We start from the raw sequence: 25,754 nt of genomic DNA, 5'->3' as shown, positions 1-25,754 counted from the left end.
TTTTATTCCTTGCTAAGTATTATACTTAACTATTCTAAATAAATTTTTATAATAAATTTTTTTCCATTTTTATAAAAAAAAGCAGGAAATTCTTTATTATTAGAAATTCTTAAAAGATTGAATTGTTCTTCTATGGTTTTATTAATATCAAGTTCGTGATCTTTTGGAGTTCTTTTTGGATAAAAACTTTCTTTTCCTTTTTGGGGTATTTTTGTTATATTTGGAAATTTTCTTAAGAAATCAAGGCATAATTTTATGGTAAAATTTGCTTGTTTATCTCTTAGTTCTTCATAGAGTTCTAAGCCATTTAAAATCAGTGTTTTTTGTAAATATATATCACCATTATCTGTTTTTTCATCTGCTTCAAATAAAGTAAAAGTAATTTCATTTTTTCCTTCTAAAACTTGGTGAAAAAGAGGAGCCCATCCTTTACCTTGTGGTAAATTTGAAGCATGTATGACAATGTTGTTTTTATTTTTGCTTAAAAATTCTTTCGAGATTATTCGGTGGTAGGAAAGTATAAAAACTATATCATAACCACTTATTTGTTCATGCTTGTAAAATACCAAAGAGTTAGGTATTAATTTTTGTAGTTTTTTAATATAGGGTACAAACCATTGATTAGGCGAAGTAAGTAAAGCTATTTTCATTATGCTACCTTTTTAAGAAAGGTAAAGTTATAAGAAGTATTAAGCTTACCCCCCCCCATAATATCCAAAAATAAAAACATGAGATAAAAATTATTATTTTCTTTGATTATTTTAAATTTATGTTTTAAATATAAATTTAAAGCTTTTATGTTTTCTTTGAAAACATAAGCATTTAAAGTTTGAACTTTTAAAACATTGAAAGCATAGTTTTTAACTTCTTGCATTAAAAGTTCGCCTACACCTTTTTTTATACCATAGAGTCCAAATTCGCATGAATTGTTAGTTATATTGATAAAATCAATCACGCCTATAGCTTGTTTGCTATCATAAACTAAAAAGTATTTTTTAGTTGTATCTGTTTTTAGGCTAGATAAAAAGCTTAAGTGTTCTTTTAAAGTGATATTTTGTGTTTTCATAAATTTAGCAATGCTTTCATTATTTCGCCATTTTAAAACAAGCTTGATTTCTTCTTGGTTTAAGTGGATAAAATCTTTTAAAACTAACATATAAAACTCTCCACTTCATAGCCTTTTTTAGCAAGCCAAGTTGCAATTTTTTCTTGATTTTTAGCATAAACTATGGCTTTAAAATTTGCTTTTAAAATCAAAGCTTCATTGACTAATGAGCTTGCGCTAATGATGAGTTTTTTACTTTCATTCATTAATCTAGCAAGGCTAGGATGGTCAATGAGAATTTGTATATTAGGGTTTTTTTGGCTTAATTTTTGAAGTAAGTTTAGATGAGAATTTGCTTTTGTGGTAGCTATGATGACAGTTTTATTTTTATTTAGTTTATTTGCTATATCAAAAGAAATATTTTTTGGATCGCTTCCCCCTATACAGATAAAATAATCATAAATTTTATCTCTTTTTATCTTGCTTTCTTGGTAAAACTCATCGCGTATTAGAGCATAGGAAAAGCCACATCTTAATTCACAATACTTTGGCACTAAATTTTCATAATCACTTTCTTTAGCATAAGCATTGACATTTAGTAAAATATCGCAAAAATGTTCTTTTATCTCATCATCAAAGCTAAGAATTTTAATTCCTGTTTCTAATTTAATGAGTTTTTCATCATTTGCAGTGATCTCATAATGATCAATGATTAAAAGATCAAATTTTTCCTTTTTGATGAGATTGATGAGTTCGTATATGCTAGCACTTGTTAGCTCATATACAGGATAAGGAATTTCATCTATTAAAGAGCCTTTTAGTGGTAAACAAGCAAAAGATACATCTTGGTATTGTTTAGCTAGTAAAAGATCTCTTTTAATGTGTCCGTGTCCTATAGCGCTAGAACTATCGCTTCTAAAAAGAACTTTCAAATTTTGCCTTTGTTGAATTGATAAAGTATTTTAGCAAATTCTAAGTCCTCAAAGGTGTCAATATCGCAAATTTTATTCCTTGGAAGTAAAAAGGCTTTAGAATGAGGTTTAAACATAAAATCTTCTTCTAGCCATGCTTCTTTTTTACCAAAGTAAAATGCACCACCATCGTGATAAGCTTTAATAAGATCTTGTGAACGTTTATGATAATTTGACTCATCAAACATATAAACTTTGTTTTGTTCATCAAGGTAAAAACCTCTTTGTATAGGGTATTCAAATTCACAAGCTGAAAATAAAAATTTGCACTCATCTTGAATAAATTGCTTAAAAGCTTTTTGTAAGATAAACTCATCTATAAGTGGTGCAGTAGCATATAAACAACATACATTTTCATAGATTTTATCTTGCATTTTTAGGGTAATGATAGCATCTTGGATTACAGCAGTTGAGCTTGTATAATCATCACTTAATTCTTTTTTGCGCACAAAAGGAGCTTTTGCGCCATATTTTAAAGCTACTTCGATAATTTCATCATCATCACTTGAGATAATCACATCATCAAAAATGCCTGAATTTAAAGCACTTTCTACGCTATAAGCAATCAAAGGTTTTCCTAAAAAATCAATGATATTTTTTCTAGGAATGCGTTTAGAACCACCACGCGCTGGTATAATACAAAGATTTTTCATGATTTTTCAAGAGTCAAAATGTTTAATTCAAAGAGACTCTCCACCTCCGTCTATAATGATTTCTTGCCCAGTAATCCAAGATGAAGCATTGCTCAAAAGAAAACATACTAAAGGGGAGATATTTTCAACTTTTCCTATTCCTAATGGGTAAGAATTTTCAAAAGGTTCGCTATCGAAACCAATTTCTGTTAATGGAGTTTTTATAAATCCTGGTAGTATTGAATTTATTCTATATTTTGGAGCTATTTCTAATGCTATAGATTTGACTGCTGCATTTATAGCTGCTTTACTTGCACCATAGGAGCTTAATCCTTTTCCTGGAGTTTTGCTAGCAGTAGAGCTAATCCAAATAAAACTTGCCCCATCTTTTGTTTTTGCTTTTTTGTTTATTAAACCTTTTAAAATTTGTAGATTTCCAAAATAGTTTATATTAAAAATTTCTTTTGCACTATCAGTATAATAAGGAGAGTTAATTCCTAGAGGTTGTGCAATACCCGCAGCTAAAACCGCTCCGTCAAAACCTTCATATTCTTTTGCAAGTTCTAGTGTCCATTTATCAATATTTTCAAAATTTGATAAATCTTTTGAAATTATAATGAAATCATCAGGATTTTTAGCTTGTTTTTTTTGACTTAAAAGCTTATTTTTATCTCTACCGATAGCTATGATTTTAGCGCCAAGCTTATTTAGGGTTAAGGATATATGAGCTCCTATACCACTACTAGCACCTGTAATTATAAAACTTTTATTTTTAAATAGATTTTCTTTAAATATCATTAAAATTCCAATTTTTCACTAGGAATTAGTGCAATTAAATCTGAAATACTTTGACAAGATTTAAGTTTTTTTCCTTCTACAAAAATATTAAATTCTTGATCATAAAAAACTGTAAGTGATAATAAAGCCAAGCTATCATATTCTTCAATGTTTTTTAATAACATATTCTCTTCTAAAGCATAATCAACTTGTAATAATTCTTCTAATTTTTTTAAAAAAATTTGTTTTGTCATTGTGTTTCCTTTTTAAATACTTGAGTTTCTTTACACCAAAAATTCTCATCAAGTGTAATTATAGCATTGGCCCAACTAAACCCTGCGCCAAACCCGCATAAGGCAATATTTATTTTATGATTTAATTTATTTTGATGAGTGTTTAATGTGTCGCAAATTGCTGCAGGAATTGAAGCAGAGGCTAAATTTCCATATTTATACATAGTATCACTAGGAGTTTTTTTAGAATCCAATCCTAATCTTTTTATAATAAGATCTACTATACTTTTATTGGCTTGATGAAAAAAAATATAATCTAATTGCTCTTTATTGAAATTAGAAAATTTTAATAAACTATTAAAGCTTTCTGGCTCTTTGCTTATTGCAAAATTAAAAATTTCTAATCCATCCATAAAAAAGTCTTTAATAGGAGTGTTTTCCCATCCATTTTCTTCAAATTCATCACTTGTAGGTGTTTTATATGCACCAAAAGGTGTAAACAAAAATGGTATACCCTTGCCATCATTATTGATTTCAAAAAAACTTTTATTTGAAGACGCAGTGTATTCTAAGATACTAACACTCACACCATGGCCTATAAGTTCATTGGTATTAAGACCTTTGTTGACAGTGTTTCCGCAAATAAATAATATTTTTTTACAACTTTGATTTTCTAGCATATTAAAAGCAACATAAAGTCCATATAAATATCCAACACATGATTGGTTAATATCAAAAGCGATAGTAGATTGAGGTAAGTCAAGTTTACCATGAATATAACATGCGGTTGCTGGCATAAAAAAATCAGGTGTTTGTGTTGTGACGATCACGCTATCTATAGTATTTTTATCTAGCTTGTACTCATTAAAAAGTATATTACAAGCATATATTGCTAAATCACTTACAGATGTTTGTTCATCAACCAAATATCGATATTGTATCCCCGTAGATTGTTTAATTTTATTTAGTTTTTTAATATTTCCTTGATATCTTGTGTGTAATTCATCATCTATGTTAATTTTGTTATCAGGAACTACCGAAATCATTGCTGATATTTTAACATTATTGAATGAACATTGCATTTTTATTCTCTTGTTTTAATAAAGCCTTTTCGTTTTTTGCCAAAATTTTAGTTCCAGAATCGAAAAATCTTTTAATATCGATTATTGATATTTCTGCGTTTGCAAAATTTTCACACTGTATATTATTATCTTGTGTTAACATTTTTAAAATTGAATCAATAGATGTTTCGGAATTCATATCTAAGTGTCTGCAATAATACATAATATTTTTATTTGTTTTGTTTCCGTTTTCATCTATAATTAAACCACTAAAATTTTTATAAAATCTATAAGAAACTTTCATATATTCTTCTATATAGTGGATATAAGAATGATCAACATGCCTCCCACCAAATAAAACTAATTTAGCATTTTGTTGAGTCAAGATATCAAATACGCTATTTTCACCAAAACAACTATTTGTTTCTTTTAAAAATAATTTTTCTTTTGCGCCTTTAACTGCAAAAGAAAATAAAGGGTCGTTAGTACGCTTAACTCCAGGAAGCTTTCTAAAGAATTCATTTAAAACACCAATTTTTGTTTTTGAATTTAACTTATCATAAACTTTGTTATCACAAAAACTATAGGTAAAAGTTGGCATTATGAGTGTACCTTCACTTCCTATTACTTCAAAAAAACAATTTATAATGTTTTTTTGAAGCTCATGAAGGTTAATCACTGGGATCCCAAAATTAAAAATTTCACTATGTATATATAGTATATCTCCTTTTTTTATGCCAAGATTTTGCAAAGCAAGTTTTAATTCGTCTGTTGTGGAGATGTGATTTTGGGTTTTAAAAAGAGGAATCATGGCTCATACTTTCTGTTATCATGCGTTGTATGTTTTCAAAATTTTCAAACGCTTCAGGTTTTATAAAGTTAGACTTTATTGGTTTGTTATAGTGTTTTTCTATTTCACTAACCAAAGAAACAACATCCATACTATCTATGATTCCATCACTAAGAAGGTTTTTTGAGTTTTTATTTATATCAGATCTCCCTATATTATTAAAACATTCTTGGATTATATCCATGATAACTCCTATCACTATTCTTTTTTAAAAAATTTATTGTTTCTACTAAAATTATATTAGCTATTGCTCTAATTTTGCTAAATAACTATTGAAATCTAGCTTTTGTAATTAAATCGGATAATTTATTTTAATTATAATAACTATATAATCTTCAAAACCAAATATTATAGTGAATTTTTATTTATAAAATTTAAATAATGCAAAATATAAAAAACAAAATGAAAGTTGTTAAATGATATCATTGAAGTTTATATAACTTTCTTATTTTAATTGGTAGTTTATATTCTAAATTTTTGCATGTAATATGATTTTAATATGAAGCTATTGAAATAAAACTTATATGATATAAAATTATAGTTAGGTTTATCAATAGTTTATAATATAAATTTACTACCTAATTTTTTAATTATTTATTCGATGTTTGAATGAGATTGAGTTGATATGGTGGATTAAATTATAGGCTTAATCTAGTATTTATATTCTTAGAAAATCCTATCTTAAGATATATTTTCATTAAGATTTTTTCTATCAATCTTCCCATTTGCATTTAAAGTAAATTGTTCTATTTTAACAAATTTCTTAGGTATCATGTAGGTAGGAAGTTTGTCTTTTAAAAAGTTTTTAAAATCTAACTCTTCCTTGCTTTCATAAAAACAAATAATTTCTTCTTTAAAAATACAAGCACAATTTCTTACATTCTCATGAGAATTTATAATACTTTCTATCTCTCCAAGTTCTATACGATGACCCATATATTTGATTTGATGATCTATCCTTCCATAACATAAAAGTTCGCCAAATTCATTATAAGCTACCACATCACCTGTTTTATAAAGTAAGTCTAGATAATTATCATGCAAAGGATTTTGTACAAAAGCTTGCTTTGTTTTTTCTTTATCGTTGTAATACCCTAAAGAAAGACAAGTTCCCCTTACATAAAGCTCTCCTTTAACTCCCACTTGACTTGGAGTAATTAAATTTAAATTCTCATCAAAGACTAAAAGCTGAGTATTTTTACAAGCTTTTCCTATAGGCAAAAGCTCATCATCGCTAAATTGTCTATCAACTATGTAAAAAGAGCACACATCGGTAATTTCAGTAGGTCCATAAAGATTAGCAAATAAAGCATTAGGAAGGCATTTACGCCAAATGTTGAGTTGTTTATTTGGCATGATTTCACCACAAAAAAGAATTTTGTTTAAATACCTTAGTGTAAAGGCTTCAAGAGCATTGGTATTAGCAAAATAAATCAGCACAGAAGGTACCCAAAAAATTGTTGTTATTTTTTCTTGTTCTAAATACTCTAAAATTTTATTTGGGAAAGCAAAAAGATGATTTGGCAGTATATGAAGCGTAGCTCCCATTTTAACGCAGCTAAATATATCTAATATGCTATTATCAAAGTAAAATGGTGCTTGATTAGCCAGTATATCTTCATGACTTAGTTTAAAAGTCTCACATACCCAAAAAGTATAATCAATCACACTTTTATGGCTTATACTTACTCCTTTTGGAGTTCCTGTGCTTCCACTTGTAAAAAAGACATAAAGTAAATTAGTATCTATGTGATTATTTAAAGCTTTTTCTAAAGTATTTTCGTTTATATCAAAATTTTCAAAATCTTCTGTGAAAATGGTATCAAGATTAAAATCTAAATTTAATTTTTTAGAAGTGATTAAAAGCTTTGGTTTTAAAACTTTTATGACTTTTTCTACACGCTCTTTAGGGCTTTTTTCGTCTAAAAGTGTATAAAAATTTCCACTTTTTGCTACACCAAAAAAAGAAAGCAAACAATCAATCCCTTTAGGAAGTATGATTAATACAGGTTCTTGTGTACTTTTTGTAGGAAGCTTAGAAAGAATTTTACTTGCTATTTTTTTACTTAAATCATCAAATTCTTTATAGCTTATATTTCTGCCATTAAACTCAACAAAAGCATTTTTACTTCTAAATTTAGCAACACTTTCTTGTAAAAAATCATTGATGTGGGTTATCATGGATTTCCTCGGATGGTTTTACTAGTCTGTGAAATTTTAATTTTTCTATTAAATCTTTTAATTCATAAGCTTGTATATTAAGTTTTGAGGCTATATCTAAAACATCGTTTTTGCCATCACAAAAGGCTAAAAAATCAGCCGAGATCGGTTTTTTGGTAACTCCTTGGTTTAGAGTATGATATAAATCTCTTTTGCCTAAATTTGGCTCACAAAAAGTTGTGATTTGATAAATTTCATTCACTTCCAAATTCATGATAATTTCTTGTAGAGTCTGAAAGCTATTTTGCAGACTCGTTTGAGAAATAAAACTTAAATCATCTTTGCTAGTGTGATATTCTTTATAATCACCAAATCTAGTTCTACACACACAAACTACGGGTAAATTTACTAAAGGAGAACAAAATTGTCTTTCGTTGCCGCCTCTATCTAAAAAGCTAAATTTTTTAAAATTATTTTTATCTTTTAAAGTGTGCAGGGCTACTTTGTCTGCTAGGGTATTTTCATTTGGAGTCTGAATGAGTGAGTAAGCATTATCATCACCTATGCAAGAGAGTGCAAAACCTGCTTTGGTGTGTTTTTGTAAATGTTTTAAGTGTTTGTTAAGATAGACTATACTTCCTATAGTTTCAGGAGCAAAAATAAAACGATAATTGTATTTTCTCTCTTTGAGTTCTAAAAGCCATTTAGCTAAAAACGCAGCTACCACAGGGCCACTTAGCTCGTTATTTGCCATGGATGGATGACAAAGGTAAGTGGAGATTAAAATTTCATCTTTTATTTTTTGCGTGCTAGGTATGAGTAAGTCAGCATAGTTTAAAACCCCATTTTCATGGTGTTTTGCATCGATGAAAACTTTATATTTTCCTTCTTTTAGTTTAACTCTATCTTCATGTTTTATACAAAAACCCCAACGCCTTTTATAATAACTTGTCACATAAGGTATGGCATCTGGATAATTTTCTATAGAGTATAAATGCTCTTGTAGCTCATCTAGTGAGATTTCATCATCTATACCTTCGCTATAGTTTAACACATGTAAATTATTTTGTTTAAAATCACAAATTTTTTCTCCATCTGGAGTGATGATATAAGCATCGTTTATCTCCCATTCAGCGGGTACTTCCCAGTCAAATACTTTACTCCCGCTTGCTATAGAGTGAATTTTTAATATACCCCCTCCCATAGCCTCATCAAGTATTTTTAAGCTTTGTCTAAAGCCAGCTCCTGTGATACTTCTACATATAGGAAAAAGCTCACAAGCTAACTCATACATACTTTTACTCACAATAACCCTTTTTAGTTTCTTCTAAAATCTTAAATAAACTATCTTTAATAAATTGTGCATCTTTTAGACTCATTTCTTGATGAGCGGGTATACTAAGTTCAGCTTTATAAAAATTATCTGCATTTTCTAAGAATAAATTTCCATATAAATTTTTATAAAAACTAAATTCATAAGTAGGCTTATAATGCACTTGCACACCTATGCCTAAATTTAATAATTTTTCAAAAATAATCTCTTTTTGGCAATAAAACTCAGGAAAAAGCAAAATAGGGTATAAATGTCTTGAGCTTTTTTTATAATCTTTGATTTTTATAGTGCTAAAATAAGGATTTTTTTCAAATTCTTTATCATAAAAACTTGTAATGATTTCTCTTTTTTCTAGCATATTATCAAGTTTTTTAAGTTGATTTATACCTAAAGCACAAGCTACATCACTTAAACGATAATTATAGCCTAGTTCAATCATATCACTATCCCAAAGTCTTTTTTTGACTATACCATGACTTTTTAAAAGCTTGATTTTTGAGATTAATTCCTCATCATTGCTAACAACCGCACCACCCTCAAAGGTTGTGATAGGTTTAACCGGATGAAAAGAAAATATGCTCAAATCTGCCATAGAGCCTACTTTTTGATTTTTATAAGTAGCACCTAGGGCATGACTTGCATCATCTATTAGTGGGATATTATATTGTTTTGCTAGGGCTAAAATTTCATCCATTTCTACGCTATTTCCCGCAAAATCAACCACGCAAATTGCCCCTATATTAGAGCTATCTTGATTTAATCTTAAAGCAAGTTTTTTCTCATCAATATTTCCATCACTTTTTACATCTATAAACTCAATCCTAGCACCTGCCATTAAAGCAGCATTTGCAGTTGCAGCAAAGGTAATGGGAGTTGTTAAGACAATTTTATCTTTTACATTTAAAGACAAATATGCAAGGTGTAAGGCAGAAGTGGCTGAATTTAGCACGCAAGCATATTTTACACCCACATATTCACAAAGGGCTTGTTCAAATTCTTCAACCTTTCTTCCACCGGTTAAAAAATCATCTTTTAAAGCCTCGCAAACTACTTGTATATCTTGTTCGTCAATATTTTGATGAGAATAAGTTATCATTTTTCAAGCTCTGTGTGATTTATTATATTTAAAAGCTCTTCTTGGCTAATCCATGATGGATTGTTATCTGAGCTATAAGAAAAGCCATTAGAAACTTTTTTGCCCTTTTGTCCTTTTGCATTTATGCTAAAATCAATTTCCATATTAGTGAATTTAATACTTGGACTAATGGCATAATAATTTTCAAATTCATAAGTTAAGTGACTATCATCACTTGAAATCATAATCTCATGTAGTTTTTCACCTGCTCTTATACCTATGATTTTATGAGCTAAATTAGGAGCCATAGTTTTAGCTAAATCTACAATTTTCATAGAAGGAATTTTTGGCACGAAAATTTCTCCTCCATGCATATATGTAAAGTTATTCAACACGAAATTAACCCCATCTTCTAAAGATATCCAAAATCTTGTCATTCTTTCATCTGTGATAGGAAGTTCTTTAGCGCCTTCATTGATGAGTTTTTTAAAAAATGGTATAACAGAGCCTCTTGAGCCTACTACATTGCCATATCTTGTAACACTAAATTTAGTATGAGAATTTCCTGCGATGTTATTTGCTGCTACAAAAAGCTTATCGCTTGCAAGCTTTGTAGCTCCATATAAATTAATAGGATTACATGCTTTATCAGTTGAAAGTGCAATGCATTTTTCTACATTATTTTCTAAACACGCATCGATTACATTTTGCGCTCCGTGGATATTGGTTTTTATACATTCCATTGGATTATATTCTGCAATTGGCACATGTTTCATAGCAGCTGCATGGATGACAAAATCAACATCCTTCATTGCTATATTTAATCTTTCTTTATCTCTTACATCACCTATAAAATAACGCATGCTATTATCATTAAATTCTCTTGCCATTTCAAATTGCTTGAGTTCATCGCGTGAATAAATGATGATTTTTTTAGGTTTGTATTTTTGAAGTAAAGTTTTAGTATAAGTTTTTCCAAAACTTCCTGTACCACCGGTGATTAAAATGCTTTTTCCATTAAACATATATATTTTCCTATTACTTGACTAAGTTTTTATATCGGCTGAAAATAAAATTATTTTAAAATTCTTGGTAAAGTTATACCTGTTTGGGCTTGGTATTTGCCTTTTTTATCAGCATATGTTACATCACAAGGCTCATCTCCTTGTAAAAACAAAACTTGAGCTATACCTTCATTGGCATAAATTTTAGCAGGTAGTGGAGTTGTGTTTGAAATTTCTATAGTGATATGTCCTTCAAAACCTGGCTCAAAAGGAGTTACATTCACTATAATACCACATCTTGCATAAGTACTTTTACCAAGGCAAATAGCTAAAACATCATTTGGCATTTTAAAATACTCAACCGTTCTAGCAAGCGCGAAAGAATTTGCAGGTACTATACATACATCTCCTACAAAATCTACTACATTTTCTTCTACAAAATTTTTAGGATCTACAACAGTGGAATTTACATTAGTAAAAATTTTAAATTCTCTTCCAACTCTTATATCATATCCATAGCTTGAAAGCCCATAACTAACTATACCTTTACCTATATTTGCTTCGCAAAATGGCTCTATCATATTGTGTTCTAATGCCATTTTTTTGATCCAATTATCTGCTTTTAAGCCCATTTTTGTCCTTTATAATTAAAGTGAATTTTTAAATTATATCTTAAAATAAAAGTAAAAAATAAATAATTGAAGTTATTTTTAGTATTTTTATATATAATTATAAATTAAGTCTTATAAATTAAGGAGAATATATGACAAAAGAAGAAATCAAAGAACTAATGCAACTTTTTGCAGAAGCAAGTATAAGTAAGATTAAAATAAAAGAACAAGATGGATTTGAAATAGAACTAGAAAAAGATTTATGTTGTGAATTACCGGCTCCAGCTCCTGTTGCTCCAGCTCCACAGCCAATTAATGTAAATGTAGTTAATGAGACCAAAGCAAGCTCAAACTCTTCTAATAAACCAACTATCAATAGCCCTATGGTAGGTACTTTTTATCAAGCTCCAAGCCCAGGTGCAGCGCCTTTTGCTAAAGCAGGACAAACTATTAAAAAAGGAAGCACTATAGCAATTATTGAAGCGATGAAAATCATGAATGAAATCGAAGCTGAATATGACTGTAGAATAGTAGAAGTATTAGTTGCAGATGGCCAGCCTGTAGAATTTGGTATGCCTTTATTTGTGGTGGAGAAATTATAAAATGGAAATTAAAAAAGTTTTAATAGCAAATCGTGGAGAAATTGCATTAAGAGCTTTAAGAACTGTAAAAGAAATGGGAAAAAAAGCAATTTGTGTGTATTCTACTGCAGATAAAGATGCTTTGTATTTAAAATACGCTGATGCGAGTATTTGTATAGGAAATGCTAGAAGTTCAGAAAGTTATTTAAATATCCCAGCTATTATTAGTGCGGCTGAAATTAGCGAAGCGGATGCGATTTTTCCAGGGTATGGATTTTTAAGTGAAAATCAAAATTTTGTTGAAATTTGTGCAAAACATAATATCAAATTCATAGGCCCTTCAGTAGCTGCTATGGCACTAATGAGTGATAAAAGCAAAGCTAAACAAGTAATGCAAAGAGCAGGCGTGCCTGTAATCCCGGGAAGCGATGGGGCTTTAGGTGGGGTTGAAGCAGCTAAAAAGCTTGCTAAAGAAATAGGCTATCCTGTGATTTTAAAAGCAGCAGCAGGCGGTGGTGGCCGTGGTATGCGTGTAGTTGAAGATGAAAAAGATTTGGAAAAAGCTTATTGGTCAGCAGAAAGTGAAGCTATGAGTGCTTTTGGCGATGGAACTATGTATATGGAAAAATATATCCAAAACCCACGCCATATAGAAGTACAAATCATAGGAGATAGCTTTGGTAACGTGATACATTTGGGTGAGAGAGATTGCTCTATGCAAAGACGCCATCAAAAGCTTATAGAAGAATCTCCTGCAATTTTACTAGATGAAAAAACAAGAGCAAGACTTCATGAAACAGCAGTAAAAGCTGCTAAGGCCATTGATTATGAGGGTGCGGGAACTTTTGAATTTTTAGTGGATAAAAATTTAGATTTTTATTTTATTGAAATGAATACGCGCTTGCAAGTTGAGCATTGTGTGAGTGAGATGGTAAGTGGGGTAGATATTATCGAGCTTATGATTAAAGTAGCAGAAGGGTATCCTTTACCAAAGCAAGAAGAAATTAAACTTAAAGGCCATTCTATAGAATGTAGAATCACTGCTGAAGATTCCAAAACTTTCTTACCTTGCCCAGGTAAAATCACAAAATACGTAGCTCCAGCAGGACGCAATGTAAGAATGGAAAGTCATTGTTATCAAGATTATAGCGTGCCTCCTTATTATGATTCTATGATTGGAAAATTAGTTGTTTGGGGAGAAGATAGGAACACAGCTATTTCTAAAATGAAAATAGCCTTGCAAGAGCTTATTGTAGGTGGGATAAAAACAACAAAAGATTTTCATTTAGCGATGATGGATAATGCAGATTTTATCAATAATAATTATGATACAAATTATCTTTCAAGACATTAATTAAGATAGGTTTTAACCTATCTTAATTCTTCTATATGAGCATTTGCTCTTATTTTATCAAGATGATTTTTTAAGGCTTGTTCTTTTTGAGTTAGAGTATAGACATTGCTAACTTGATCTTTGATTAAGTCAAATTCGATAGGATTTTTACCATATTTTTCTTTTACAAAATATACTATATAAGCATTTTCACCATTTAATACCGGAGTAAATTCTCCTATTTTTGTATTGTTTAATAAAGCAAGTAATCTTGGATCTAAACTAGCTGCGTTTAAACTAATGGCTTTTGATTTAATTTGAGAATTTTTATACATAGGATTTTGTGCAAGCTGTTGTAAAAGTTCTGGATTAGTAGAATTATAAACAACTAAGTCTATATTTGAAAAAGTGCTAAATTTATCAAGATTGCTTTCGTAAAAATGTTTTAGTGTTTCATCATCGATATTGATTTTTGCATTTTGCATTATGCTTCTATAAAGCTTTTCTCTTTCAAGATCTTTTCTAACCTTATTTTTAAAAACTTCAAAACTTAAACCATCTTTTTCTATCTTTGATTGCAAACCATTAATGTCGGTTTTATTGCCTTTTGCTATTTGGGCTAATTTTTCATTAAGTTCAAAAGTACTTACATAAATTCCTAACTTTTTAGCTTCACTTTGTTGAACTTTATCATCTACTAAAAATGCTATAGCTTTTTGTTTATCGTCAGTTTTTAATTCTTTCATGGTTTGTTCTATATCATAAAGAGTGATAGGTTGATTTTCTACTACCATTGCTACGCCACCAAGGGTTTGAGCATATAAAATATTTGCAGCAAAACAACAAGATATTAAAAATTTTCTCATATAAAACCTTTATTTAAGTGTAAATATAGCATTATAACAATAAAAATTTAAAAAAGGTAAAAATATGCAAGAAATCACAACGCGTTTTGCTCCTTCTCCAACAGGATATTTGCACATAGGAGGGCTTAGAACGGCTTTATATAATTATCTTTATGCGAGAAAAAATAAGGGTAAATTTTTATTGCGTATTGAAGATACGGATTTAAAAAGAAATTCACAAGAAGCTACACAAGCTATTATAGAAGCATTTAAATGGTGTGGGCTTGATTATGATGGGACGATTGAGTATCAATCTCAAAGATTTGATATTTACAAAAAATACATTCAAAAATTATTAGATGAGGGTAAGGCTTATTATTGTTATATGAGCAAAGAAGAGCTTGATGAGTTAAGAGCTAAGCAAGAAGCAGCCAAAGAGCGCCCAAAATACGATGGTAGATATAGAGATTTTAAAGGAACTCCCCCAAGTGGTATTGAGCCTGTGGTGCGTATAAAAGCACCACAAAGTGGAGAGATTAAATTTATAGATGGTATTAAAGGCGAGGTTAGTTTTAAGGCTGAAGATATTTTAGATGATTTTGTAATTGCAAGAAGCGATGGTAGCCCAATTTATAATTTAACTGTTGTAATTGATGATGCACTAATGGGTGTGAGTGATGTTATAAGAGGGGATGATCATTTATCAAATACCCCAAAACAAATCGTTCTTTATGAGGCACTAGGCTTTAAAATTCCTAAATTTTATCATGTGGCTATGATACATGGTGAAGATGGTAAAAAACTTTCTAAACGTCATGGGGCAACTGATGTAATGGAGTATAAAAATATGGGAATTTTACCTCAAGCCTTGTTAAATTTTTTAGTGCGTCTTGGTTGGAGTCATGGTGATGATGAAATTTTTTCTTTAGAAAGTATGCAAGAGCTTTTTGATCCAAATCATATTAATAAAAGTGCTTCTTGTTATAATTTTAAAAAGCTAGAATGGCTTAATGCTCATTATATTAAAACTTTACCTTTTGAAGAAATCAATAGACAATTAAAAGATTTAGGTTTTGATTTAAGTCAGTATGAAAAAGCGGGATTTTTACTGGATATGTTAAGAGAGAGAGCTAAAACCTTACATGATATTATTAGTGGGGCTAAAGTGTTACTAAATGACCCAAAAGAATACGATCAAAAGGCTGTAGATAAATTTCTTAATGTAACAAATTTAACTTATTTGGAAAAATACGCTATGGTTTTAAATGAGCAAAAAAATGCTTGCGAATTTGAAGAATTAACTAATCAATTCTTAGAAGAAAATAATCTTAAGTTAAAAGATCTAGCTCAAGCCATACGCATTGCACTCACTGGAAGCTCGGTAAGTCCTAGTATATTTGAAGTATTAGAATTTTTAGGAGTGCAAAAAGCTAAGCTTAGAATAGAAAATTTACTAACTTACATGAAGGGGAAATAATGAATTTAAAAGAAGAGGCTTTAGAATACCACTTAGGGGGTAAAGTAGATATTGTTGCTAGAAAGCCTATGGATAGTGCGCATGATTTATCTTTAGCTTATTCTCCGGGGGTTGCTGAACCTTGTGTTGAGATAGCAAAAGATGAAACTTTGGCTTATAAATACACTAATAAAGCTAATTTAGTTGCCATAGTAAGTGATGGTAGTGCGGTTTTGGGACTTGGCAATATAGGAGCAAGTGCAAGTAAGCCTGTGATGGAAGGAAAGGCTTGTTTGTTTAAAAAATTTGCTAATGTTAATGCTTATGATTTAGAAATTAATGCTCATAGTGTAGATGAAATTGTTACCTTTTGTAAAGCTATAGCACCTACTTTTGGAGGGATTAATTTAGAAGATATATCTGCGCCAAAATGCTTTGAAATAGAAGCTGCTTTACAAGATCTTGGAATTCCTGTAATGCATGATGATCAACACGGAACTGCGATCATTTCTACAGCAGGATTAATGAATGCTATGGAAATTAGTGGTAAAAAATTTGAAGATATTAAAGTAGTAGTAAGTGGTGCGGGTGCAGCGGGTATTGCAAGTGCTAGAATGTATAGAAATTTGGGGGTTAAAAATATCGTTTTGGTTGATAGCAAAGGTGTGATTAATACTCAAAGAGATGATTTAAATAAATACAAACTAGAATTTGTGAGCGATACCAAAGATAGAACTTTAAGAGAGGCTTTAAAAAGTGCTGATGTGTTTTTGGGTTTAAGCGCGCCTAAGATTTTAGATGATGAGATGATTTTAAGTATGGCTAAAGATCCTGTGATTTTTGCATTAGCTAATCCTGTGCCTGAAGTAATGCCTGAAGATGTTAAAAGGGTTAGAAATGATGCTATAGTTGGAACAGGTAGAAGTGATTATCCAAATCAAATTAACAATGTTTTAGGTTTTCCTTTTATTTTTAGAGGAGCCTTAGATGTAAAAGCGACTAAAATCACTGAAAATATGAAAGTAGCTGCTGCTAAAGCTTTGGCTGATTTAGCTAAGCTTGAGGTAACTGATGAGGTAAAACAAGCTTATGGAGTAGAAGAGCTTAGTTTTGGTAGAGACTATGTTATACCAAAACCATTTGATAGCAGGGTAAAAGCTGTAGTTAGTGCTGCTGTGGCAAAAGCTGCAGTTGAAGATGGAGTGGCTTTAGTAAAAGAATTTGACTATCAAAAATATCTAGTAAGCTTACAATAGTTTTTATAGATTAAGTTTTATTTAAAATATTTTTTTGAATAAAACTTAATTTTTATTTTCAATCTTTCAATTTTACTTTTATATTATTTTAATTTTTTACTTAATAATCTAAGATTGCAAAATAATTTTTACAATAAATGTTAAATTTTGATATAAATTTTAGTATTGATTATATTTTTAATTAAATTAATTTATATTTAAGATATTTTTTTATAGGATACTAATACTTAATCATAGAAAGGCTAAGATGGTTTTTGGAAAGATAGATTATCTTAATTTACTCCCTTTGCATATCTATCTTAAAAAAGCAGCTTTTCCTAGCTATGTTAAGCAAACTACAGAATACAAAAAAGGGGTTCCTAGTAAGCTAAATCGCCATTTGTATTTTAGACGTATTGATGCAGCGATTATTTCAAGCATTGAAAGTCGTAGAAAAAAATACAAAACCTTAAATGTGGGAATTTGCGCAAGCAAAAAGGTAAAAAGCGTTTTAGTGAAAAAACATTCTCAAAGCAAAGAAGATGCAAGCTCTGCAACTTCTAATGCTCTTGCAAAAGTTTTAAAGCAAAAAGGGGAGGTTATCATCGGTGATAAGGCTTTAAAACTTTATTTGCAAAATCCAAAAGATTATATTGATTTGTGTGAATTATGGTATGAAAAGACAAAACTACCTTTTGTTTTTGCACGCTTTTCTTGTGTTAAAAATTTTTCTATTTATAAAAAAATGATGAAAAATTTCACAAAAAGTAAAATTTTCATTCCACAATATATTTTGCTAGATTATTCTAAATCAAGAAATCTTTCTCAAAAGGAAATTAGCGCATATTTAAAGCTAATTTACTACAAAATAGGAACAAAGGAGCAAATGGCGCTAAAAAAATTTTTAGCTAAAACAAACAGCAAGATACTATAAAAAGGACAATTTATGAGTATGGCTAAACAATATATCAACGAAACTTTAGAAAAAATTCAAACAATTTCCCCAAGACAACCTATCTTTTTTCAAGCAGCAACTGAGGTATTAAATTCTTTAGAACCTTTACTTGAATCTAACAAAACTTATCAAGATCATGCAATATTAGAGCGTATTGTAATGCCTGAAAAAACAACTATATTTAGAGTTGTATATATCAATGATGCAGGTAAAGCTCAAACGCATTTTGGCTATAGAGTGCAGTTTAATTCTAGTTTAGGTCCTTATAAAGGTGGGATTAGATTTCATCCTAGTGTGAATTTGGATGTTTTGAAATTTTTAGGTTTTGAGCAAATTTTCAAAAATTCTTTAACAGGTTTGATGATAGGCGGTGCTAAGGGTGGAGCAAATTTTGACCCTAAAGGTAAAAGCGAAGCAGAAATTATGCGTTTTTGTCAAGCTTTTATGGCTGAGCTTTCAAAAATCATAGGAGCAAGCACTGATGTGCCAGCGGGTGATATAGGGGTTGGTGCTAGGGAAATTGGATATATGTTTGGAGCTTATAAGAAAATTAGCTCTAATTTTGATGGAACTTTAACGGGAAAGAAAATTCCATGGGGTGGAAGTTTAGCAAGAACAGAAGCAACAGGATATGGCTGCGTGTATTTTACTCAAGAAATGCTAGCAAAATATAACAATGCATTAGAAGGAAAAGAGTGTGCAGTCTCAGGTAGTGGAAATGTGGCAATTTATACCATAGAAAAATTACATCAACTTGGCGCAAAAGCAATCACAATAAGCGATAGTGATGGATTTGTTTATGATAAAGATGGGATAGATTTAGATTTATTAAAAGAAATTAAAGAAGTAAAAAGAGCTAGGGTGAGTGATTATGCAGTGCTTAAAAAAGGTGCTATTTTTACTCCAAAAAGTGCGTATAAACAAGGTTGTAATGGGGTATGGAGTATACCTTGTGATATAGCTTTTCCAAGTGCTACGCAAAATGAGTTAAATTTAGAAGATATTAAAACTTTATATCATAATGGTTGTCGTATGGTAGCAGAGGGAGCTAATATGCCAAGCACACTTGAAGCGATTGATTTTATGTTAAATCAAAAAGACTTTTTATTTGCCCCAGCTAAGGCTGCAAATGCAGGCGGGGTAGCGACTTCTCAACTTGAAATGCAACAAAACGCAAGTATGTGTCAATGGAGTTTTGATGAAGTTGATGCAAAATTGCATAAGATTATGAAAAATATTTTTGAAAATTCATACGAGTGTGCAAAAGCTTATAATCATGAAGGAAATTTAGTAGTAGGTTCAAACATAGCAGGCTTTAAAAAAGTAGCTGATGCGATGATTGATCATGGTTATATTTAAAAAGATGGCTTAAATGCCATCTTTAATGCATATAAAAAAAGCTTGTTATTTGATTAGCAATTTTTTCTTCTAAAGATTCTTTGGCTCTATCTATGCTGCTAAGATAAGCAGTTCTTGCTAAAAGCGAAGTGCTTTGAGTGGAGTTTTTGGAGCTAATTTGTAAATTAACTTGCAAAAGATAGTAATTTTCTACTTCCATTTCAAAAACATCATCTATTTTATCAAAGTCATTATAAAAAAATCTCGCATTAGAAGCAATTAGTCTTTGTGCATAAGAAAATTTTTTAAAATCTACTATATTGATATAAATTTTATAATCACTTTGAGTATTATCTAAAACCAATCCCAAATTTTGCAATTTTTGAGTAAGTTTAGCTTCTAAATTTGTGTTTAATTTTGAAGGATTATTGATGTGTAAAGAAAAACTTTGATTTTTATTAGCATGCAGGAAAATACCCTCATTATTTGTTTGGATAAAAGTTTGCATAGGGCCTGTGCAAGCACTTAAAAATAGTGCAAGCACAAGCAAGAAAAGATTATTTTTGAGCATCGATTATGGTTGGTACGGCACGAAGACCAAGTTTAGAGTATTTTGCAAAAGTTTCTCTTACTGCTTTAACTTCAGCTTCACTAGGTTTTTTATAATCTTTTAAATTTTTATCATAATATTTTTTCATGATAGCAATTTTTTGTGCATCATCTTTAGCGTTTTTACTTTCTTTATAGATTAATGCAGATTTTTCAAATGCGCTTGTATCATGGATTGGAGTTAAGATAAATTTAACTTGATGAGTTTTTAGTGTTTCTTCTATTTTATCTAAATGCATTCTACAGTATGGACATTCAGGATCGCTAAAAACATAAAGCAAAGGTTTGTTTTTATCGCCTAAAGAAATAAACATTTTTTCTTTTTTAAGTTCCACTAGAGCTTTTTTTGAAAATTCAGCTTGTTGTTTTTCCATGAGTTTTGCTTGATAAACTTGAGAATAAAACTCACCTTTTTTTACATCAATTACTTCGGTTGTGATGATATTATCTTGAGTGAAAACGATTTCTTGGAAATTTTTACCACTAATTTCAAAATTAACTATCACAGCTTCAAAGTTAGTATCAGGAATTTTTTCTCTACTAGAAACACTAATATTTGCATTTGATAAATTTGGATTTTTCTTAAAAAAATTAATAATTTCTTCATTACTTGCAGCAAATAAAGAGCTAGCAAGAGTTAAAAGAGCTAGAGATTTTTTCATTTTTTTCCTTTAATTTAAATTTTTATCATTATAAAATGTAAATTTTAACACTTAGACTTTTAGCATTCTTTTTTCCTCGATTTTTATCACTTGAGGATAGTTTTTATCAAGGTATTCTAAATAAGCTATGGCGTATTTTCTTGAAATTTGAAAATGATTTTTTACAAAAGCGACATCTAAATGATAATTTTGTAAAAGCTTTAAAAACTCTTGCATTAGATTTTCAAGGGCATTTTTTTCTATAAAAAGATTATGCGCTAATCTTTTGACTTTGTTTTCTTTGGTGAGTTTTTTTAAGATAAGATCTCCATTTTTCCTATCAAGCTCTAAATATTCATAAAGATTATAAGGCGCGGTAGGTTTTATACCTTCTTTTTTTAAAATTTCATAAAGCTCACAATGAGCCTTTTCTTGCAATTTTTCAAAATTTTGTCCTTTTAAAAACCATATGCCGTCTTTAAAATCTAATTTTTCTTGCATTTGCTTGAGTACATAAGCACAAAAACTCTCACTCGCCCAGCTAAGCCTTAAGGCGATAGAATGAGGCGAGATTAAAGCATAAGGATTTTTAGAGAAAATAAAATCAATAAATTCTTTCAAAGTTTGCATAGCATTTAAATCATATACATTTAAAGCTTGCTCATCGACAAAAACATGATCTAAACTTTTTGCTAAGTTTAAAGCTTGTTCATGAGTGAGTTTAAAGCGTTGATAGCTTGAAAGTAAGCCAAAGCCAAGTTTGTGAGTTTGTTTTAAAAACTCAAATATTTTTTTAAAATCTTTTTGTTCTAAAAGTGCTAAATACTTAGCTTTTATATCTTTTTTTAAAGGCTCACTTACTGCATTTAATACTACACCACCACTTTTAATGCGCCCATTTTCAAGCAAGATGAATTTATCATCAAAACACAAAGGTAAGCTTTTATCAAACTCCAAGCTAATATAAGTCTTATCTTCAAATTCTTTGATTACGCTAATTTTTGCATTAAGCTTTTTTGAGCCACTGCAAAATTCTAAAATGCTTCCGTGTTTAATCTCTGTATTAAAAACAACCCCATCGATACTTTTAAAGCTTTTAAAGACACCTTTTTTGCTTAATACATAGCCTTTTTTTAATTCATGATAATCACAATTTAAACTCAAAGCAACTCTATTATAAGCTTTTGCTTCTAAAACATTTTCTTCATGAATTTGTATGTTTTTTACAATGATATCTTTTTGATTTTCAAGGCAAAATATTTTTTCATTTTTGCTGATTTTTCCTTCATTTAAGCTTCCTGTTACTACCGTTCCTATACCTTTTAAAGAAAAAACCCTATCAATGTAGTATCTAAAAATCAAATTTTCTTCATTTTCTTTAGGCTTTAAACTAAGCAGATAGTTTTTTAAATTTAATATACTTTGCTCATCATAAATGCTTGTTGGAAAAACTTTTAAGATATTGATTTTAAAGGCTTTTAATTCTTTTAAAAGCTCTGCTTGCTTTTGCGACAAATCCTTGCATAAATCAACCTTACTCAAAATAAGCACTACATCTTTTACGCCTAAAAATTCCAAAACCCTTAAATGCTCTATACTTTGAGCCTTTAAACCCTCGTTTATATCTATGACAAACATACATACTCTAAAGCCAAAAGCACCACTTATCATAGTTTTAATCAAACTTTCATGTCCAGGTACATCGATAAAAGCAATATTTAAATTTTCACTTTTTAAATTTGAAAAGCTAAGATTAATCGTAATGCCTTTTTCTTGCTCTTCTTTTAAATCATCACCTTCAAAACCATTTAAAGCTTTAATAAGTGAGGTTTTACCATGGTCAATATGTCCAGCAGTGCCTATGATAATACTATGCATGAAATACCTCTTTGATAGCGTGGATTAAACGGTTTAAATCTTTTTCTAGAATACTTCTAAAATCTAGTATAAAATGTCCATTTTCAACACGGCCAATCACACCTTTTTTTCTAAATTTTTCTTGTAAAAGCAAAGCTTTCTCATCAAAACTTAACACAAAAGTATCTAAGCTTTTATCAGGCATAGAGCCACCACCTACTAAACTTTTAGAAGCTTTTAACTCACATTTTGTAGGAATTTTTTCTTGGACAAAAAGAGCTTTTTTTTCTATGGTTTTTAAATCATCATTTAAAAGTTTTAGTGTAGGAATTTTTTCATATTCTTTTTCTAAATATGCTTTGGTAGTTTCATTTAAAAAAGCTAGAGTGATTTTATCAACTCTTAGCATTCTTAGAAGTTGATTTTTCTTTAATTGTTGAATGTATTTTTTCTTTCCAAGTATAATGCCTGCTTGAGTAGAGCCAAAAAGCTTATCACCACTAAAACTTAAAATATCACAATGTTTTAAAAGCTCTTTCACACTTGGCTCGTTTTTGCTAAGTTGTTTATTAATCTTTTCACACCAGCCAGCACCCAAATCATAATAAGATATGAGTTTTTTCTTTTTTATTAAAGCATGAATTTCGCTTAAGCTTACTTCTTCAAAAAATCCTTTAAAAGCAAAATTAGAGCGATGAGTTTTTAAAATCATCTTAGTATTTTCATTGATGGCTTTTTCATAATCATACAGATGAGTTTTATTAGTCGTGCCTATTTCTTTTAGCTTAACACCAGCTGCTAGCATAACTTCAGGAATTCTAAAATTTCCTCCAATCTCAACCAGCTCACTTCTTGAAGTAATAACTTCTTCATTTTTTGCTAAGGTGTTTAAGATTAAAAATACAGCCGAGGCGTTATTATTTACAACCAAACAATCTTCACAATCAAATAATATTTTTAAATTCGCACTAAGTGCGTCATACCTTGAACCTCTTTTGCCACTTTGCATGTTAAACTCTAAATTTGAATAAGAGCAGATGATTTCTTTAGTTCTTTCAAAAATACTCTCATCAATAATGCTACGACCAAGATTAGTATGTATGATAACTCCAGTAGCATTGATCAAACTTTGACTTTGCATATTTAAAAACTCATCAATACTTTGAGCAATTTTACTTAGCAAATCTTGCAAGCTAAAATTTAAATTTTCATCTTTACTTAGTTCTTTTTTACAATTTGAAACAACTATTTTTGCAAAATGAGATCTTAAATACAAAGGATAATTAGCCAAGTTTTTATCGTTTATAAGTGCGTTTATGGGAGGAAAATTTCTAAATTTGTTCATCTTAAACCTTAAGAATAAATTAGTAAAATTATAACTTTTTTATAATGAAATTTATATAATAAGATAAAAAAAATTAAAAGAGAGCGTTATGAAAGATTTTGTATTTTTAGAAAATGAAGATTTAATTCCTTTAAGTGATAATATTAGCATAGTTCAAAAAGCCTGTAATGAGGAAGTTTTTATAGGAAATTCAAAGCTTTTAAACCCTGAAGTTTATGCACCTGAGATTAATTTTTACCTTAAAAATTCACAAGATGATGTGCTAAAAAAAGCCAAAACTATTGAGTCTTTATATAAGATTAGATCTAAGGTTTATGATTTAGGGCTTGATTTAGAATACACCAAAGAAGTGGGTAAAAATGTAATTATTGTAAGCAATGAGGATCAAAATGAGTTTATAGAAAGTTTAAAAAAACAAGAATACAAGGTTTTAAAACTAAGCAATGAGCAATGTTTGGGTGTTTTAGGTTGCGTGGGCGAGCTTTGTGTGATAGCTTTAAAAGATAATGAGCAAGTAGAAATTGATTGTGATTTTTTCTTATATGATGTAAAAAAAGAAAGTTTTGATCAACAAAGTGGTTGTTATGATTTAACTACTTTAAGTCAAGAAGAAATTATAAAACTTTTAAATTCTAATTCTCCAAAATATAAATTTAGAAATTATATTAGTTATGATGATAGCATTTGCCAATACCATGAAAGAAGAAGTGTTCATTGTGGAAAATGTGCTGAAATTTGTCCTAGTGTGGCTATTTTAAAAGATGATGAGCAAAGAAAATTAGAATTTTCTCATGTGGATTGTTTAAGCTGTGGTGATTGTGTGGGGATTTGTCCTAGTGGGGCACTTGATTATGCACCTATGCCACGCAATAGCTTTTATGAAATTTTAAAATTTTATGAAGATAAAATTATTTTAATCATCCCTGAAAAAATGTCTATAGAAAATTTAAATATCACTTTAAAAGAAGATGTAATGCCTTTTATGATTAAAGGTGAAAACTATCTTGATCAAGCACATTTTTTAGCCATGCTTCAAACAAGTGGTGCGAATGTGGTTTTTTATAGCGATGGCTTATCACAAGGTGCTTTAGAAGTGATAGCTTTGATGAATGAAATTTTTCAAAGAAAATTTAAACAAAATGCAATTTTTCTAGCTAAAGATGAAAAAGAACTTTTAGAGGCTATAAATCAAGCACATTTTATAGAAAATCTTAAATTTATATCTTATAATCCTGCGCTTTTAAAAAGAGAAGATTTTGCTATAAGATTAAGAGAGCTTATAAAAGAAGAAAATTTAGGCAATATCTCAAGTAAAGAATGGATACGCTATGGAAAAATCACTATCAATACAGATACCTGTACCTTATGTCTTTCTTGTGTGGGAGCTTGTAATGTAGGAGCTTTGGTAGCTGATGCTAAGGATAATTCTTTGAAATTTAATGCAAGCTTATGTACTACCTGTGGATATTGTGAAGCAAGTTGTGCTGAAAAAGATACTTTAATGCTTCAAAGAAGTGGGATAGATTTAGAAAAAGAGTATTTTTCTTTTATGGTTTTAGCTCAAGATGAACTTTTTGCTTGTGTAGAATGTGGGAAAGAATTTGCTACTAAAAAGGCCATTGAAAAAATCGCTAGCATTATGAAGCCAAGATTTATGGGTGATGAAGCTAAGATAAAAACACTATATTGCTGTGCTGAATGTAAAGCAAAAGTAATGATACAAAGTATGAATGTGCTTTAATTGTTTATAAGATTTTTGCTGTTTTTGATTTTATTTTAATAAAATCAAAATTCTCTACTAATTTCC

The 25,754-nt window shown here is 29.6% G+C and carries 26 protein-coding genes; 7 read left to right on the top strand and 19 right to left on the bottom strand.

The genetic code is table 11. From position 1 onward, the window contains the following. Nucleotides 1–29: 29 nt before the first annotated feature. The 14 genes from L8V77_RS03305 to dcd form a co-directional block, all read right to left on the bottom strand. Nucleotides 30–650, bottom strand: a complete 621-nt coding sequence (locus L8V77_RS03305) for a formyltransferase family protein (RefSeq protein ID WP_263706688.1) — start codon at nt 648–650, stop codon at nt 30–32. Next, nucleotides 650–1,156, bottom strand: coding sequence for a UDP-4-amino-4,6-dideoxy-N-acetyl-beta-L-altrosamine N-acetyltransferase (pseH, locus tag L8V77_RS03300; RefSeq protein ID WP_263706686.1), 507 nt, complete (start codon nt 1,154–1,156; stop codon nt 650–652). Before pseH ends, L8V77_RS03305 begins: the two co-directional genes overlap by 1 nt. Further along, a complete protein-coding gene (gene pseG / locus L8V77_RS03295; protein ID WP_263706684.1) occupies nt 1,150–1,977 on the bottom strand; it encodes a UDP-2,4-diacetamido-2,4,6-trideoxy-beta-L-altropyranose hydrolase in 828 nt (275 codons plus the stop codon). The genes pseH and pseG overlap by 7 nt, the downstream gene beginning before the upstream one ends. Then, entirely contained in the window at nt 1,974–2,669 is a 696-nt protein-coding gene (gene pseF / locus L8V77_RS03290) for a pseudaminic acid cytidylyltransferase (RefSeq protein ID WP_074692891.1), read from the bottom strand. The genes pseG and pseF overlap by 4 nt, the downstream gene beginning before the upstream one ends. 27 nt (nt 2,670–2,696) lie before the next feature. Next, complete coding sequence (locus L8V77_RS03285) at nt 2,697–3,446, bottom strand: SDR family NAD(P)-dependent oxidoreductase (protein ID WP_263706683.1); 750 nt, start codon at nt 3,444–3,446, stop codon at nt 2,697–2,699. Then, a complete protein-coding gene (locus L8V77_RS03280) occupies nt 3,446–3,679 on the bottom strand; it encodes a hypothetical protein (protein ID WP_074692889.1) in 234 nt (77 codons plus the stop codon). Before L8V77_RS03280 ends, L8V77_RS03285 begins: the two co-directional genes overlap by 1 nt. Next, entirely contained in the window at nt 3,676–4,740 is a 1,065-nt protein-coding gene (locus L8V77_RS03275; protein WP_263706680.1) for a 3-oxoacyl-[acyl-carrier-protein] synthase III C-terminal domain-containing protein, read from the bottom strand. The genes L8V77_RS03280 and L8V77_RS03275 overlap by 4 nt, the downstream gene beginning before the upstream one ends. After that, nucleotides 4,721–5,527, bottom strand: coding sequence for an AAC(3) family N-acetyltransferase (locus L8V77_RS03270; protein ID WP_412175135.1), 807 nt, complete (start codon nt 5,525–5,527; stop codon nt 4,721–4,723). The genes L8V77_RS03275 and L8V77_RS03270 overlap by 20 nt, the downstream gene beginning before the upstream one ends. Continuing rightward, complete coding sequence (locus L8V77_RS03265; RefSeq protein ID WP_263706678.1) at nt 5,514–5,753, bottom strand: acyl carrier protein; 240 nt, start codon at nt 5,751–5,753, stop codon at nt 5,514–5,516. The genes L8V77_RS03270 and L8V77_RS03265 overlap by 14 nt, the downstream gene beginning before the upstream one ends. Before the next feature lie 497 nt (nt 5,754–6,250). After that, nucleotides 6,251–7,750, bottom strand: coding sequence for an amino acid adenylation domain-containing protein (locus L8V77_RS03260; RefSeq protein WP_263706676.1), 1,500 nt, complete (start codon nt 7,748–7,750; stop codon nt 6,251–6,253). Continuing rightward, a complete protein-coding gene (locus tag L8V77_RS03255) occupies nt 7,731–9,023 on the bottom strand; it encodes a DUF4910 domain-containing protein (protein ID WP_263706798.1) in 1,293 nt (430 codons plus the stop codon). The genes L8V77_RS03260 and L8V77_RS03255 overlap by 20 nt, the downstream gene beginning before the upstream one ends. Nucleotides 9,024–9,027: 4 nt before the next feature. After that, nucleotides 9,028–10,158: a UDP-4-amino-4,6-dideoxy-N-acetyl-beta-L-altrosamine transaminase gene (pseC, locus tag L8V77_RS03250; RefSeq protein ID WP_263706675.1), complete on the bottom strand. Its 1,131-nt coding sequence runs from the start codon at nt 10,156–10,158 to the stop codon at nt 9,028–9,030. After that, the gene (gene pseB / locus L8V77_RS03245) at nt 10,155–11,162 is read right to left on the bottom strand and encodes a UDP-N-acetylglucosamine 4,6-dehydratase (inverting) (RefSeq protein WP_263706673.1); all 1,008 of its coding nucleotides are present in this window, start codon (nt 11,160–11,162) and stop codon (nt 10,155–10,157) included. The genes pseC and pseB overlap by 4 nt, the downstream gene beginning before the upstream one ends. A gap of 50 nt (nt 11,163–11,212) precedes the next feature. Further along, nucleotides 11,213–11,773, bottom strand: a complete 561-nt coding sequence (dcd, locus tag L8V77_RS03240) for a dCTP deaminase (RefSeq protein ID WP_012661997.1) — start codon at nt 11,771–11,773, stop codon at nt 11,213–11,215. Nucleotides 11,774–11,904: 131 nt separating this feature from the next. Between dcd and accB the strand changes: the two genes are divergently transcribed. Together accB and L8V77_RS03230 are read left to right on the top strand one after the other, a co-directional pair. Next, nucleotides 11,905–12,354 (top strand): acetyl-CoA carboxylase biotin carboxyl carrier protein, encoded by a 450-nt coding sequence (gene accB / locus L8V77_RS03235; RefSeq protein ID WP_173787016.1) that lies wholly within the window; start codon nt 11,905–11,907, stop codon nt 12,352–12,354. 1 nt (nt 12,355) lies between these two features. Then, complete coding sequence (locus L8V77_RS03230; RefSeq protein WP_087685488.1) at nt 12,356–13,687, top strand: acetyl-CoA carboxylase biotin carboxylase subunit; 1,332 nt, start codon at nt 12,356–12,358, stop codon at nt 13,685–13,687. A 17-nt stretch (nt 13,688–13,704) separates the two neighbouring features. On the opposite strand, the gene L8V77_RS03225 is transcribed toward L8V77_RS03230, so the two are convergent. Beyond that, nucleotides 13,705–14,532: a peptidylprolyl isomerase gene (locus L8V77_RS03225; RefSeq protein ID WP_173787015.1), complete on the bottom strand. Its 828-nt coding sequence runs from the start codon at nt 14,530–14,532 to the stop codon at nt 13,705–13,707. Nucleotides 14,533–14,596: 64 nt separating this feature from the next. On the opposite strand from L8V77_RS03225, the gene gltX reads away from it, so the two are divergent. The 4 genes from gltX to gdhA all read left to right on the top strand — a co-directional run bounded on the left by gltX (nt 14,597) and on the right by gdhA (nt 19,516). Further along, nucleotides 14,597–15,988: a glutamate--tRNA ligase gene (gene gltX, locus L8V77_RS03220; RefSeq protein WP_039642190.1), complete on the top strand. Its 1,392-nt coding sequence runs from the start codon at nt 14,597–14,599 to the stop codon at nt 15,986–15,988. Further along, complete coding sequence (locus L8V77_RS03215) at nt 15,988–17,223, top strand: malic enzyme-like NAD(P)-binding protein (RefSeq protein ID WP_263706671.1); 1,236 nt, start codon at nt 15,988–15,990, stop codon at nt 17,221–17,223. Before gltX ends, L8V77_RS03215 begins: the two co-directional genes overlap by 1 nt. A gap of 247 nt (nt 17,224–17,470) precedes the next feature. Then, a complete protein-coding gene (locus L8V77_RS03210; RefSeq protein WP_263663404.1) occupies nt 17,471–18,136 on the top strand; it encodes an MqnA/MqnD/SBP family protein in 666 nt (221 codons plus the stop codon). Nucleotides 18,137–18,148: 12 nt separating this feature from the next. Then, the gene (gene gdhA / locus L8V77_RS03205) at nt 18,149–19,516 is read left to right on the top strand and encodes an NADP-specific glutamate dehydrogenase (RefSeq protein WP_263706670.1); all 1,368 of its coding nucleotides are present in this window, start codon (nt 18,149–18,151) and stop codon (nt 19,514–19,516) included. 22 nt (nt 19,517–19,538) lie between these two features. On the opposite strand, the gene L8V77_RS03200 is transcribed toward gdhA, so the two are convergent. The 4 genes from L8V77_RS03200 to selA are packed head-to-tail and all read right to left on the bottom strand — an operon-like array spanning nt 19,539 to nt 23,947. Then, the gene (locus L8V77_RS03200; protein ID WP_263706668.1) at nt 19,539–20,066 is read right to left on the bottom strand and encodes a hypothetical protein; all 528 of its coding nucleotides are present in this window, start codon (nt 20,064–20,066) and stop codon (nt 19,539–19,541) included. Next, on the bottom strand, nt 20,053–20,766 hold the full coding sequence (locus tag L8V77_RS03195; RefSeq protein ID WP_220566922.1) for a thioredoxin fold domain-containing protein: 714 nt from the start codon (nt 20,764–20,766) through the stop codon (nt 20,053–20,055). Before L8V77_RS03195 ends, L8V77_RS03200 begins: the two co-directional genes overlap by 14 nt. Before the next feature lie 51 nt (nt 20,767–20,817). After that, on the bottom strand, nt 20,818–22,623 hold the full coding sequence (gene selB / locus L8V77_RS03190) for a selenocysteine-specific translation elongation factor (RefSeq protein ID WP_263706667.1): 1,806 nt from the start codon (nt 22,621–22,623) through the stop codon (nt 20,818–20,820). Further along, complete coding sequence (gene selA, locus L8V77_RS03185; protein ID WP_263706666.1) at nt 22,616–23,947, bottom strand: L-seryl-tRNA(Sec) selenium transferase; 1,332 nt, start codon at nt 23,945–23,947, stop codon at nt 22,616–22,618. The genes selB and selA overlap by 8 nt, the downstream gene beginning before the upstream one ends. A gap of 88 nt (nt 23,948–24,035) precedes the next feature. On the opposite strand from selA, the gene L8V77_RS03180 reads away from it, so the two are divergent. Continuing rightward, entirely contained in the window at nt 24,036–25,688 is a 1,653-nt protein-coding gene (locus L8V77_RS03180; RefSeq protein WP_263706665.1) for a 4Fe-4S dicluster domain-containing protein, read from the top strand. The last annotated feature ends 66 nt before the right edge of the window (nt 25,689–25,754 follow it).

The organism is Campylobacter sp. IFREMER_LSEM_CL2127 (assembly GCF_025771745.1).
Lineage (GTDB): Bacteria > Campylobacterota > Campylobacteria > Campylobacterales > Campylobacteraceae > Campylobacter_D.
Note: the sequence above shows the minus strand (reverse complement) of the source record. Positions and strands in the feature narration are given on the sequence as shown.